Origin of the sequence: Candidatus Bandiella numerosa (assembly GCF_029981845.1) — a bacterium.
Classification (GTDB): domain Bacteria; phylum Pseudomonadota; class Alphaproteobacteria; order Rickettsiales; family Midichloriaceae; genus Aquirickettsia; species Aquirickettsia numerosa.
In genome coordinates this window covers 201788-215903 of the sequence record NZ_CP104164.1, presented here as the reverse complement: position 1 = coordinate 215903, position 14116 = coordinate 201788, and the positions used below count along the sequence as shown (strand labels likewise).

At 31.4% G+C, this 14116-nt stretch carries 12 protein-coding genes; 7 read left to right on the top strand and 5 right to left on the bottom strand.

What is annotated here, in order from left to right:
• Positions 1-3 precede the first annotated feature (3 nt).
• Positions 4-795: a sulfite exporter TauE/SafE family protein gene (locus N3Z17_RS00980; RefSeq protein ID WP_282472162.1), complete on the top strand. Its 792-nt coding sequence runs from the start codon at positions 4-6 to the stop codon at positions 793-795.
• Positions 796-831: 36 nt separating this feature from the next.
• On the opposite strand, the gene mraY is transcribed toward N3Z17_RS00980, so the two are convergent.
• From mraY to map, 3 genes are read right to left on the bottom strand one after another with little or no spacing between them, the layout of a single operon-like run.
• Positions 832-1920: a phospho-N-acetylmuramoyl-pentapeptide-transferase gene (gene mraY / locus N3Z17_RS00975; protein WP_282472161.1), complete on the bottom strand. Its 1089-nt coding sequence runs from the start codon at positions 1918-1920 to the stop codon at positions 832-834.
• A 4-nt stretch (positions 1921-1924) separates the two neighbouring features.
• Positions 1925-2923 carry a DNA polymerase III subunit delta gene (holA, locus tag N3Z17_RS00970; RefSeq protein WP_282472160.1) on the bottom strand — a complete coding sequence of 333 codons (999 nt, stop codon included), beginning with the start codon at positions 2921-2923 and terminating at the stop codon, positions 1925-1927.
• The gene (gene map / locus N3Z17_RS00965) at positions 2920-3723 is read right to left on the bottom strand and encodes a type I methionyl aminopeptidase (protein WP_282472159.1); all 804 of its coding nucleotides are present in this window, start codon (positions 3721-3723) and stop codon (positions 2920-2922) included. The genes holA and map overlap by 4 nt, the downstream gene beginning before the upstream one ends.
• A 47-nt stretch (positions 3724-3770) precedes the next feature.
• Between map and N3Z17_RS00960 the strand changes: the two genes are divergently transcribed.
• The 4 genes from N3Z17_RS00960 to petA all read left to right on the top strand — a co-directional run bounded on the left by N3Z17_RS00960 (position 3771) and on the right by petA (position 7888).
• Positions 3771-4355, top strand: a complete 585-nt coding sequence (locus N3Z17_RS00960; protein WP_282472158.1) for a COQ9 family protein — start codon at positions 3771-3773, stop codon at positions 4353-4355.
• 73 nt (positions 4356-4428) lie between these two features.
• Positions 4429-6474 (top strand): NAD-dependent DNA ligase LigA, encoded by a 2046-nt coding sequence (gene ligA, locus N3Z17_RS00955; protein WP_282472157.1) that lies wholly within the window; start codon positions 4429-4431, stop codon positions 6472-6474.
• 5 nt (positions 6475-6479) lie between these two features.
• Positions 6480-7322, top strand: a complete 843-nt coding sequence (locus tag N3Z17_RS00950; protein ID WP_282472156.1) for a polyprenyl synthetase family protein — start codon at positions 6480-6482, stop codon at positions 7320-7322.
• A 5-nt stretch (positions 7323-7327) separates the two neighbouring features.
• Positions 7328-7888, top strand: a complete 561-nt coding sequence (petA, locus tag N3Z17_RS00945; protein WP_282472155.1) for a ubiquinol-cytochrome c reductase iron-sulfur subunit — start codon at positions 7328-7330, stop codon at positions 7886-7888.
• A gap of 161 nt (positions 7889-8049) precedes the next feature.
• On the opposite strand, the gene N3Z17_RS00940 is transcribed toward petA, so the two are convergent.
• Complete coding sequence (locus N3Z17_RS00940) at positions 8050-8784, bottom strand: HvfC/BufC N-terminal domain-containing protein (protein WP_282472154.1); 735 nt, start codon at positions 8782-8784, stop codon at positions 8050-8052.
• 196 nt (positions 8785-8980) lie between these two features.
• Complete coding sequence (lgt, locus tag N3Z17_RS00935; protein ID WP_282472615.1) at positions 8981-9793, bottom strand: prolipoprotein diacylglyceryl transferase; 813 nt, start codon at positions 9791-9793, stop codon at positions 8981-8983.
• 62 nt (positions 9794-9855) lie between these two features.
• Between lgt and N3Z17_RS00930 the strand changes: the two genes are divergently transcribed.
• Positions 9856-10143 (top strand): accessory factor UbiK family protein, encoded by a 288-nt coding sequence (locus N3Z17_RS00930; protein WP_282472153.1) that lies wholly within the window; start codon positions 9856-9858, stop codon positions 10141-10143.
• A 55-nt stretch (positions 10144-10198) separates the two neighbouring features.
• Positions 10199-14038 carry a pentapeptide repeat-containing protein gene (locus tag N3Z17_RS00925; RefSeq protein WP_282472152.1) on the top strand — a complete coding sequence of 1280 codons (3840 nt, stop codon included), beginning with the start codon at positions 10199-10201 and terminating at the stop codon, positions 14036-14038.
• The last annotated feature ends 78 nt before the right edge of the window (positions 14039-14116 follow it).

The window sequence follows — 14116 nt, the reverse complement described above, 5'->3', positions numbered from 1 at the left end:
TTTATGACATGTCACCATTCTCATGAATCCCAAAATGTATTTGTGCAGTACATATTGGATTCTGATATACTAGGAATTAGCGGTATATCAATTATATGCGCTATGTTTATTTATGGAATTATTGGTAGTTTTACACATTGTGTAGGTATGTGTGGTCCCATAGCTCTGGGGCAGATGAACATGAGATTAATGCATTTAAAAAAAAATCAATTGAATAATTTTAATAAGTTTAGTTGTGCATTATCACTTCCATATTACTTAGGTAAGGCAATGACTTATGGAATTTTAGCACTGCTTGCAAAATATTTATCAAGTTCATTCAGTGATAGTATAATATTTAAAAATATTGCAGGAGCTATACTTATTTTCGTTGCTTTTATATGCCTAAAAATTTCTGTTATAAGAATTGTAAAAATGAAACAGATTTCTTTTTTCAACAAGATATCAAAGCATTTTAAATTTTTAGAAAGCTATATAACCAGCATAATAAGTAAATTAAGTTTAAATCCTTTTGGAATTCAAGGATTATTTATGGGTATGATTTTGGGGCTTATACCATGTGGCTTAGTAATAAGTGCAATTATGATCACAGCTTCATATTCTCAAAACGTCTTCATATCTTTTTTCTCAATGTTTTGCTTTGGCTTGGGTACTTTCCCAGCTTTATTTATAGTAAGCTATTTTGGGCAACACATTATGTTAAAAGCAACAAAATATTTAAATATCGTCTTTTCTATTTTTATGTTTGCAAACTTCCTGTTGTTATTGAATTTTGCTACAAAATTATTGAAATAGTAGATCTATATATAAGTTGGGTGGATTTTTTTGTCTTTATCTAATTTTTAAGCTGGAGAGCCCTATAAGTGCAAATATTATTGCTATGATCCAAAATCTGATTACAATGGTTGGTTCAGACCACCCTACTTTTTCAAAATGATGATGGATTGGTGCCATTTTGAATATCCTTTTTCCCCGTAATTTAAATGAGCCAACTTGCAATATGACAGAAATTGCCTCAAAAACAAAAACAAAACCAGTGATAAATAAAATTAATTCATTTTTTGTAATAACACTTATAGTGCCAATTACTGCTCCAAGAGCTAAGCTGCCAGTATCACCCATAAAAACTCTCGCTGGTGGTGCATTATACCATAAAAATCCCAGTCCTGCACCTATCATTGAGGAGCAAAAAATTGCCATTTCACCAGCATTTTTTACATATATTAGCTTTAAGTAATTAGCAAAAACAATATTACCAACCAAGTATGCAATAATTGCAAAAAAAGCTGAAGATATTATAATCGGACCAATAGCCAAGCCGTCTAATCCATCGGTGAGATTAACGGCATTTGATGTTCCAGTTATTACACAAATTCCAAATATAAAGTAAAATATGCCTAAATCAATCACTAGGTTTTTAAAAAATGGAAACACTAAGGTTGTTGATTGACCTTCTACACTTAGATAGCTAATGAAAGCAATTGCAATGGCGCTAAAAATAAATTGTAGAAAAAATTTTAATTTAGCAGGCATTCCCTTAGAGCTGTTATACTTTAGTTTTTTATAATCATCAATTCCACCTATAATTCCAAAAGCAATAAGAATGAAACCTAACAGCAAGATGTATAAGTTTTTTATATTAGCCCATAAAAATGTTGAAATTATAATAGCAATTATAATTAAAATTCCTCCCATGCAAGGAGTTCCCTTCTTAGTAATAGAATGATTTTCGGGGCCATAATCTCTAATTGGTTGACCATTTTTTTGTATTGATGAGAGGTAGTTTATAAATTTGTCTCCATAAATTAACATTATTAAAAATGCTGTGAAGAGTGCTCCTCCACTTCTAAAGGTAATATATTTAAATATATTAAAAAAAGAAAAATACTTAACAAAGAACTCGGCTAAAATTGGAAACATATTATTACTGAACTTTTTGGATTAAATATTGGTTAAAAATAAAATATGAATTAGAGGCAAAAGATTTTTTACAATTTAACTCAAGCTCTGTAAGTTCCTCCATAAAATTTAGCGCCTTTTTGAGGCTAATTTTATTACAAATATCTAAAAAAATCTTTTTTTCTTTAAAGAAAATTGGAGGCAACATGCTGTTAATTATAAAATCAACCCTTTTATTTTCATATTTTTCTTTACTTTTTATGAATAGCACTTTGCTAAAATAGCTTTGAATAATTCTGATCATACTAATAAAGTTTGTGTCTTGAATTCTCTTGAGTTGTTCCAATAAACCATTTTTGTCCTTAAAAATTAGAGCATGACATATATTGATATAGACAAGCTCTTTTGTTCCTGAGATGACATCATGCACAATTTCTACCGTTAATTCTTTTTCGTGCCCTAAATATTGCACTAATTTTTCTAATTCATTGTTAATCAATAATAGATTATCTGGCAAAGAATTGGCGATTATGTTCACTATTTCGGTATCAAATTTAATAATGTGTTTTTTTAAAAATGTTTCTATGAAATGTATTGTTGCATATAGATCCAATTTATAACAATTGATAAAGCAAAATTTACCAATTGATTCAAAATCTTTATAAGGTTTAGATGATTTTTTAAGACTTTCCGCCTGGATAATTAATAAAAATTTGTTATTGCTATTTTTAATGATTTCAATTATTTCCTTTTTAAAAGCATTCCCAACATTTTTAATGATTATAGCCTTTTTTTCAGAAAACAATTGTAGAGATTGCATATGATTTTGAAGTAATGAATTGTCCTTTTGTAAAGCACTATATTCAATTTTTTCAATATGACGCTCTTCATTATCAAAGTAGTTTTTTAATAGGGTTTCAGTAACGTAAATTACTTGACCAAAATCATCCCCAATGAGGAAAAAATTTAAATGTGATGTATTGTTTTGTAAATAAGAATCTAATTGCTTAAAATTAATATTCATTTTTTCAAATTGTACGGTGGAAAATGCAGATTTTTTTGAGATTTTGTAAAAATCTCATAGCCGCCATCAGTGACCCCAATCGTATGCTCAAATTGGGCAGAAAGCGAATTATCTTTAGTGATAACGGTCCATCCATCATCAAGTATTTTGGTTTGCCACCCCCCAGTGTTGATCATTGGTTCAATTGTAAAAAACATACCCTTTTCTAATTTCAAGTCATTCTTCTCGTCATAATAATGCAAAACGCTTGGTGAAGTATGGAAATCTCTGCCAATCCCGTGACCACAATATTCTCTCACTGCTGAGTAACCAAATTTTTTAATATAATCCTCTATTACCCTACCAATTTCATAAAGAGGAATGCCAGGCTTTACAATTTCAATAGCCCTCATCATCGCTTCATAAGTGACTTCAACTACTCTTTTTGACTTAATTGGAATTTTTTTTCCTACGTAAAACATCCTACTTGTATCTCCATGCCAGCCATTTAAAATGACCGTTACATCGATGTTTACTATATCGCCTTCACGTAATTTTTTTTCTCCAGGGATACCATGGCATACAACGTGGTTAACTGAAGTGCAAATTGATTTTGGAAATCCTCTGTAATGTAATGGAGCAGGAATAGCGCCATTTTCAACAATTTTATCATGACACAAAGTGTTTAATTCATCAGTGGTGATCCCAGGTTTTACAAAATCTGTTATAAAATCAAGTATGGAGGCAGCTAGATTTCCTGCTTTTCTCATTGATTTAAAATCTTCCTCATTATGAATTATAATACTTGGATTCTCTTTCATTATTACTTACTATAGTGATATTCATCAATTAAAAAATTACGAGCCTTATGACAGAATACATCAAGCAACTTAAAAATGATGTACTGTTTTCGATAATTGAGATATTACCTTATGAAGCATTTGATATCAATATAATTTCAAAAGCATGCAAAAACATAGGGTTACAAAGTGAATATGCAAATTTATTATTTCCAAATGGTAGAGCTGAATTTCTTGAAGTATTCAGAGATTATATTGATGAAATAATGGTTGAGAAAATAAAGAATGAGTTAAGTGAAGTTAAAAGCATTACTTCTAGAATTTCTGAATCTCTGAAAATTAGATTTGAAATTTTGGATAAATATAAAATAATTATACCTAAGATCATTGCTTTTTATTCTATGCCTCGGAATCACCTAAAATTATACCCCTACACCTGGAAGAGTATGAATTTAATTTGGCGTACTGCTGGGAATGATAAGTCTACAGATTTTAATTATTATACTAAAAGAGGTCTCTTGACCGGCGTATATTGGGCTACTTTATTGTATTGGCTTTCTGATGAGTCAACAAATTATGAAGGTACGCATGATTTTCTAAATAGAAAATTAATTTTAATTGGGAAAGTGGCAAAGAAAATCAAGCTATTTTAGGGATGATATAATTGATATTGTGGTTATATTCTTTTATAAATAATTAAAACAATTTGAGTGCTAGCTTGATTTTATGAATTTAAACTTATCTAAAGTTAGGAAAAGAGTAGAATTACTTAGAAATGAAATAAAGAAGCATGATGAATTATATTACATAAAAAGTTCGCCAATAATTACAGATCAGCAATATGATGAATTGAGAAGTGAGCTTGAAAATCTTGAATCATTGTATCCAGAATTGCGTGACAAAAAAAGTGTCACTCAGAGTGTTGGGACTAAGGTTGCAAAAGGTTTTGCAAAAATTAGGCATACCTATCCTATGCTTTCACTAAGCAATGCGTTTTCAAAAGAAGACATTTCAGATTTTTTAATCAGAATTAAGAAATTAATTGGTTATGGGCCAGACGATAAATTAGAGTTACATTGTGAACCAAAGATAGATGGAGTGTCTTTTTCAGCACATTTTAAAAATGAAAAATTGAATTTTGCGGTAACCAGAGGGGATGGAACAATTGGTGAAGATATAACCAATAATATTAAAGCAATTGAAAATTTTCCTATTCAGGTTGATTATGATGAGGAATTTGAGGTTAGAGGTGAGGTATATATGAGTAAATCAGATTTTATAGCATTGAATGAAGAAAATAGTAAAAATAATAAAACACTTTTTGCTAACCCTAGAAATGCTGCATCTGGTTCATTGCGACAGTTAGATTCTATAGTTACTAGGAACAGAAGATTGAGTTATTTTGTTTGGGGAGGGAGAATTCAAGATTTTAATAATCAGCATGAGATGATGGAGAAATTTAAATCATTGGGTTTTATAGTAAATGGATGCAAACTTGTTGTAGATAATTTAGAAGATATTATATCCTATTATGATGAAATGTGTACGAGTAGGGCTGAGCTTAATTATGACATTGATGGGTTAGTTTATAAAGTGAACAGCTTTGAGCTTCAGGAAAAAATGGGTAATATTAGTAGAGCACCAAGATGGGCAATTGCACATAAATTTCCTGCTGAATACGCAGAAACCTGCATTGAAGATATATTTGTTCAAGTTGGTAGAACAGGCGCCATTACTCCAGTTGCAAAACTAAAACCGATTAATGTAGGTGGTGTATTAGTCACCAGAGCTTCTCTTCATAATGAAGAGGAAATTTTCAGAAAAGATATAAGAATTGGTGATGTAGTTAAAATTAAAAGAGCTGGGGATGTAATCCCGCAAGTTGTTGAAGTAAAATTTGAAAAAAGGAATTCAGAAGTTAAAACATTTATTTTCCCAGAAAAATGTCCAGTATGCCAAAGTGCAATTGAGAGTTTTGGTGATGATATAGTCAAGAGATGTACTGGTGGGATGAAATGTGAAGCACAAATAATAGAAAAATTATGCCATTTTATTTCAAAATATGCATTTGATATTGTGGGGCTATCAAAGCAATCAGTATTGCAATTTTATAATAAAGGGCTGGTAAAACTACCCGCAGATATTTTCAAATTGGTAAGTGCAAATCAGACTCTAGAGCAACCAATAGAAAAGTGGGAAGGATGGGGCGAGCAGTCTGTAGACAATTTATTTTTGTCGATTGAAAAATCAAAAAAAATTAATATGGATAGGTTTATTTATTCACTCAGTATTAGGCATGTAGGTGTCGTAACTGCAGAGATTCTTGCTAATCACTTCAAAAATATTAATAATGTAATGGAGCTGATTGCAAAGGATGATGCTGTAGAAATTCTAAAAGCAGTAAATGGCGTTGGAGAAATAATAGCGACAAGTTTTATAGAATATTTTAAAGATCCATATAACTCACAAATCGTTAAAAATATTTTACATTTTATAGATGTTAAGCAAGTGATAATTGTGCAAAACAAACTCAATAGTCAGTTAGCTGGGAAAAATGTAATTTTTACTGGTGTGTTAGAAAAATATTCCCGAGATGAAGCACAAAATATTGCAAAAAAATTGGGAGCAAAAATTTCATCTACAATTTCCAAAAAAACTAACTACGTTATTTATGGGAGTAACTATGGTTCAAAATTAAATAAGGCAAAAGAAATGAATATTAAGATAATTTCTGAGCAGGAGTTTTCAGATATGGTTGAGGAGAATTACTAATGATTATGAGTAGATTGGATAAAAATCTTGGGATTGAGCATAATTTAAAAATAACCTCCGATGTTGTACGAAATAGGATATCAAAAATTTTGCTAAAAAATAGTGAAATTGAGCAAAATATTCTTATTGATGCAATGAACTACATGTTACTTGGTGATGGAAAAATGATCAGACCATTTTTAGTTTTTGCAACAAATTCCATATATTCTACAACTATACCGCAGCATGTTGTTGATTTAGCTACAGCTATAGAAGTGATTCATACCTATACACTAATTCACGATGACCTACCGGCTATGGATAATGATGACTACAGAAGAGGGCGTTTATCTTGCCATAAAAAATTTGAAGAATCCACTGCAATTCTAACTGGAGATGCACTATTGACGCTTGCATTTGAAATTCTTTCGTCAGACAATAATGCTTCTATTGATCCAAAGGTTCGGCTTCATATATTTAACGAAATGGCGAAGCTTATTGGATTTAAAGGCATATTATTGGGACAAATTTTGGATTTAAATTGTAAAGTGCAAAAATATAGTGCGGAAGAGTTAAAAAGAACAAGGATTTTAAAGACCTCAAATTTATTCATCGCTTCATGTAAATTTTCAGCAATGATGAATAATGCCAACAGCGAAGATATTAATGTATTGGCTTTGTTTGCTAAAAAATTAGGCTTAGCGTATCAAATAAAAGACGATATTGAAGATAATGAAAATGAAGGTGGGCAAGATTTATTAAAGGGCTTAGTAAATGAATCATTGAAACATTTAGATATTTTTGATAGTAAGTCATTATTGCTTAAGGATTTTACAAGCTATTTATTCAGGTCGTGTTTAAGTAACTGAGGTATATGGTAGATAATAAACAAAATAAAATAAATTCAGAAAAAAATTCTGATGACAAAGATAAGTCCTCCAGAAGGGATTTTTTTGTTATGAGTGCAGTTGCTGTTGCAAGTGTAGGTGCGGTTGCAGCTACGATACCTATTCTTACTTCTTTAAAGCCAGATAAAGGAGTGCTTGCAGCTGGCAGTACTGAAGTTGATTTATCAAATATCAAGAAAGGAGAGACTCACACAGTAATGTGGAGGGGTAAGCCTATTTTTGTTACCAATAGAACTGAGGAAGAAATAAAAGAAGCAGAAGATGTTAATTTATCAGAGCTAAGAGATCCGCAGGGTGATAAGGATAGGGTAAAAGCAGGTAAAGCGCAGTGGCTAATCACAATTGGAATATGTACTCACTTAGGATGCGTTCCTATTGGAAATAAAGGGGAATTTGGTGGATGGTTTTGTCCTTGCCATGGTTCACATTATGATAGTTCTGGAAGAATTAGAAAAGGTCCGGCTCCTAAAAATTTAGCAATTCCACCGTATGAATTTATTAGCGATACTAAAATAAGAATAGGGTAAGGATATTAAAATGTAGTAAATCACTATTTTACAGCGTTTATCATACAGTAGGTAGCTTTATTCACGGCACAATAGGAAAAGACAAGTTAAATAATGACAATGTTCTTTGTAAAATTGATAATAATTTTTAATAAAATTTTTTGCACGCATATTGAGCTCGGTTAATAAGTTAATAATTTTAGGCGTAAAGTTTTTAATAAAATTTTTTGCACTCTCATATCATCCTCTAAATCGTATTTATATTGAATATTTGAAAGTTTTTTATGTTTTTTGAAATTGAATAAAAAATCATATTCAAAGCTGGTTAATCGTATATACCTAACCATATAATTTTGTTTAAATACAACTAATCTACTCTCTCTTTGTGGTAATTTTATTAGTGTTGAATTTCGTGTTTTTGCATTACAAAGTTTATATATAAAATCAACAGGATAATTTGATTTACAAAGCCTTATATAATTTTTGATTTTAAAATCATCAAAGTAGTCAATATTATCCTTCCTAATTTCAATTTTGTATGGTTTATTAGAAGTATAAACTTTATTCATGCAGTAGTCTAATTTTGCAATATCAGGCAAATAATATAAATTTTTTAACCATCGTATTGATTTGATATAAGAAGCAAAGTTTTTACCACAATCTACCAAATTATTTTCTTTAGATAAGTTATTTTTTATGTATAGCTTGCATAGATTTTCAAAATAATTTTCTCCAATAAGCTTTTTAACAGTCGGATAAACAATGGTCAGTGTGCTGGTGAGATTTTCATAAAAATTATTCTTATAGATATTGATATATTCTTCAATTTTTTTGTTATTTTCAGACAATATGTTTAACAATTTGGTATCATCATTAAATAGTGCACAATTTTTAAATACCTTTGGTGAATTATGCATATTAATTCACCATATGCTTTGCCTTTGGCAATTCAATGCTAATTTTTTGTACTTGTAATAGCCATTGATTTACCAAATTGTTATTTATAGTGGTAATTGCTATGTATGATGTTAAATTAGTCTTTTGCATCAATCCTCTCATAGATTTTAGTTATATATAAAAAGGTAATGCACTCAATTTATAGTTGCAACTTTTTTATTGTTCCTTTCTGTAAATAAGAATAATTCCTAAAATTATCATGGGGATACATAAGATTTGACCTAATGAAAATATATCAAAAATATATCCAATATGAGAATCAGGTTCCCTAAAAATTTCAATTACTATTCTAAAAATAGAGTAAAAAACTAAAAAAACTCCACTTAATAATCCAGAAATGCTTTTTTGTTTAGTGATGATGGTTTTTTTATTAATTAAATATTGCCTAAAATTTAGAGCGCATAACATTATTAAAAATAATACTATGCCTTCAAACATAGCTTCATATAGTTGACTTGGATGCCTTGGATGGTAGTCTGAATATGGGAAGATAACCCCCCAACTAACATCTGTTTTTCTTCCATAAAGCTCGGCATTTACAAAATTTGCAATGCGTCCAAAGAACAATCCAATTGGGGTTACACAAGAAATTAGGTCGGTTACTGACATAAACGCTTTGCCAGTTCTTAAGCAAAATATCCAAATAGATACAATAACGCCAATTAATCCTCCATGAAATGACATTCCTCCATGCCAAATCTTAAATATCTCCCAAAAATCTTCTAATATGGTATCAGGAGTATAGAATAATATATAGCCTAGTCTGCCACCTATCACTATGCCGATGATAATATATGAAAGTAAATTTTCTAAATCTTTGGAATTAAGGCTAGCAATTTTAAATTTTTTTTCTATTTTTTGCAAAATATAAGCCCCAAGAAAAATTCCTATTACGTATGATATCCCATACCAACGAATAGATATGATTCCTAAATTTATAGCAATAGGATCAATATTTGGAAAAAGAATTGCAAACATTATTTTTTACGTGATAAATTATATTTACATAAGTAGAACCAATATTTGAAAAAATGAAAAAAGACAACAAAATATTAGATGATCTTGCAAAGCTTGCAGGTTCAACATTTACTGGAGCTGTTAATGTTAAAAATGAAATAGCTGAATATATAACTCAGCAGATTGAAAAATTAATAAAGAAAATGAATTTTGTCACAAGGGAAGAATTTGATGTAGTGAAAAAATTGGCCCAAGATAATAGATTAATGCTGGAAAAAATAAAAGACAAAAAAACAGAGGTAAAAAGACCGAAAAAGAAAGAAGCAGTAACTAAAAAAAGTGTTGAAGCTATTAAAAAATAAGTGTTTTTAGAAAACACAAATGTTACTATAAGTTAATAATTTTTTGATTGGTAATATGACTAAGACTAAAATTGATCAGGCCTATGCAAGTCTAGAACAAGAAAGTAGAAAATTAGATGAATCTATTGAAATTGTTAAAATTTCCTTTGGAGAGGATTATTATGCATACGTTAATGAATATATAGAAGAAGTAACGAAATTTACTTTTGGGCTTGAAGCAGATGAAAGAGCACAAGGATCTATATATGAGTATGTGCAAGCCAGAATGGTAGAAGATGGTAAGCCAGAACCAGAAAATTTAGATTTATTAATAAATTATGTTGTAGAGCATAAAAAAATTAAAAATGGAGAAATAGGTGATGAGCGTGCAAGTGGTAATTTAAATGAGTATTTGCAAAAAATATTTGAGGAGAGGGATCCGAAATATAAGGAGAAAATTATAGTTGCAGAGATCAGTGAGGATTATGGAATAGTTGGTCAATATGTGGACAATGTAGAAGATATTGCCAAAGAATTGGGAATCAGTAGTAGAGCGGCAGACTATAACAAAAAGATTAAAAGTCTTAAGGGCAGAAATTTTATTGAAGAATATTACGAACAAGATCCACTAAAATTAAGTGACGTTGATTTGTCGGGGTCCATATTTTCAAATGTTAGGTTTTACAAATCACTTAATGGAGCAATATTTAGGGATTGTGTATTTAACGAAAATGTTATTTTTTCTGCGTGTGATTTGTCTAATATTGATTTTAGAGGGTCAAAATTAAATTGTGAATTCCGGGATTACTTATTGGCGGATGGCAAATTACCTGATGGAGAGGGCGACAGATTGTTGGAATCAGTCAAATTAGACTACTCAGATGCACAGAGTATGCAGATGCTCAAACTATTTAGAATAGAGGCGGATGATAAAAATCCTTTACCAGCTAATAAAAGAACGTCCAATGACTATGAGCCTGAAATAAGATTTAAGAGAGAAAGAGAAGCAGAGCGTCGCTTGAAATCTGAATGTGAAGATGAAATAAGCCGTTTCACAAAAGAGAAATTATCTAATCAAAGCTATGTTGCGTGGGCGAGAAGCTTTGTGGGTACAACTGAAGAGCAGAAAAAATTAAATGCCGAGATTCAAGAAGGTACTCTAGAAATACAAAAAAAGTATGATAAGCTTATTGAGAGCGCCTTATTTGTCATAGCAAATGAGTACATAATTGAGCTACAAACAGCAAGTTATGACCCTACATATTTACCAAAAAATTCTGAGCAAGCGAATGCAATAAAAGTTAGATTAAATGCAACACAACAAGATTTAAGCGATTATATAGAATTTGTAAATTCAAATAGTGGAAATAAACCTTCATTTAATGAATTTTTATCCGCTAAACCAGAAAATCAAGAAATTTTAAAGCAAGTTCAAGCGAAAAATCCGGCTAAGCTCATAATTCCTGTAGCAGATTTTTTTTATGAAGGTAAAAGTTATCAAACTATAACTGGGCTAGACCTATCTAATTTAGATTTAAGTGGGGTTAATTTTGCCTCAGTTACATTTACAAGTTGCAATTTTAATAATGCTAATTTAACAGGTGCTAGTTTTGAGGCAGCGGTTCTAAAAGAATGTTCTTTTGCTCAAGCTGAGTTAACAGATGCAAATTTAATTGGAATATCTGGCAATAAAGTCGATTTTACAGAAGCCCTAATGCCAAGAGTAAGAATGATGTATAGCAGATTTAATAACTCAAATTTTGAAGGGGCATTGCTATATTCGGCAGATTTAACAGGATCGAATATTGAGCATTCAAGTTTAAAGTCGGCCATAGCTGATAGAGCAGATTTGCAAAAAGTAAATCTCAGATACGTTGATGCACAATATGTAAAGATGAGAAAAGCTTATCTTAAAGAAGCAGTACTAGAGGGTGATTTTTCGCATGCAGACTTTACTGGTGCTGTGATGGAAGGTATTACCGCAAATAAAGCAAAATTTACTGAAGCGATCTTAGAAGATGCGAATTTAAAATATGCCAACCTAAGAGGAGCTATTTTAGAAAAAATTAAAGCCAAAGGTGTAGATTTATCACATGCTGATCTTGAATCAGCTAAGTTAGAATTAGCAGAGCTTTCTGGTGCAATAATGGATGATGTAAATGCAAAGTTTGCTGATTTTCAAAAAGCGAATATGCAGGATGTGCACGCTCATCAAGCTGATTTTTCGCATGCTATTATGGAAAGAATCAAAGGAGAAAGACTGGATGTATCTGGAGCCATTTTAAATGAAACGAACCTCAGAAATGCTGAATTAACTGGGGCAGTTTTGGAAAATATATTAGCGTATAAAGCAAATTTTCAAAAAGCGACATTAAATCAGGTTAATGCAAAATTTGCGGAAATGATAGCGTGTGATTTTAGTGATGCGATGGCAAGAAATATGGACTTATCTGGAGCGAAATTGCCAATGTGCCATATGGAAAGAGCTGATTGCACCGGAATGAAATTTGATTACGATACATTGCTTTTAGATGTTAACTTTAGAGGTGCAATTGGCGCAGAAGCACTAATTGAGCTTCAAAAAGAACAACATTTAATCAAGGAGCAATTATTTGGTAGAAGTGTTTATGGTTATTGTAGAAATAATGATGATGGTACTAATGATAGATTTAAATGCCAAAGAATTGGTGCCGCTTTGCTTTCTTCGGTAATAGGAGGTGGTGCTGGATATACTTTATCTGGTCCTTTTGCCGGGATGGCAGGCGCTGTAGTAGCAGGCTTAGTAAGTGATAGTGCATTGCGTGCTATAAAAGAGGGGTATTTTAAAGAACAAGGATATATTAGCAATCAATTAGGGGATAAGCTCGCAGAATTAGGAGCAATTGCTATTGCAACTGGAGCTGCAAGCTTGGAATCTGGAGTTAATGCTATTCCTATTGCGGCAACGTTGTGCGCTGCGACCGGTTTAATATCTCCATCTAGTATAGGTGTAACGATTGGAGGAGCATTAGGCACTTATGCAGGTATTAATATTCTTAAACAAGGCTTTACTGAGCAAAGTTACGCAAAAAAAATTATAGGTGGGACATTAACTGGTCTGGGAGCTGTTGCAACATATGTTGGATTGTCTTCTTTAGGAAGTGGTTTCAATATGTTTGCAGGGACGCTTTTGTGTGGAGCAGCGGCTGGAGGACTATATGGCGGGGTTTTTGCTTATAATCAGCTTAAGGACTATGATGAGGATAAAAAAACTGGTATGAGGCCGGAAGAAATTTATGCTGTAAGCATTCAAAAGGGAGAAGAGAGCTTTAAAAAATTGTGGCCTACCAAAAATAAATTTATTTGCGCTCTTGTTTTTGCTGCACTTGCAGTTGGTGCAGTGTTGATGCTAAATCCAATTTCAGCTAGCTTTGGTTTTATTACAGGCTCAATTATATTGGCAAATACTAGTTTTGCTGCAGGGGTCTTTGGTTTTACATGTGGCTATTTATATGATGAAAAATTATCTTTTTGGAATAACATTAGTGTTGATGGAATAAAGAGTTATTTTCAACAACCAAGCCATGAAAAACAATTGCTTGGGGGAGAACTTCCTAAAACTATAGAAAATCAGGGGTTATCTCAAGGATATATAATTGATCAACCTAAGCAATTTAGCCCAAGAATAGGTACGGCTAGAAATGGATATTTCTCAGAAATCGATCCAAGTGTTGGCAATAATGATCTTGTAAAAAAGCAAGAGGTGAGAAAAGATCCTGTAGATGAATTCGTAAAAGCACAAACAGAATCATTTACGAAAGTAAGTAGTGTTGAAAGGAGGGAGGTGCCTGAAAGACCATTCACTGCTATGATTAATGAGCCAAGCAACAAAGCGGATGTATTTCAAAGAGTGCCTCAAAGACAAAGAGGAGGGTAATTCTTTTTTTTCCAATGCGTGAGTTTATGTAAATGATTTTTTAAAGCAAGTTAAGTTGCTGAGAGCGTACAAGTCAAA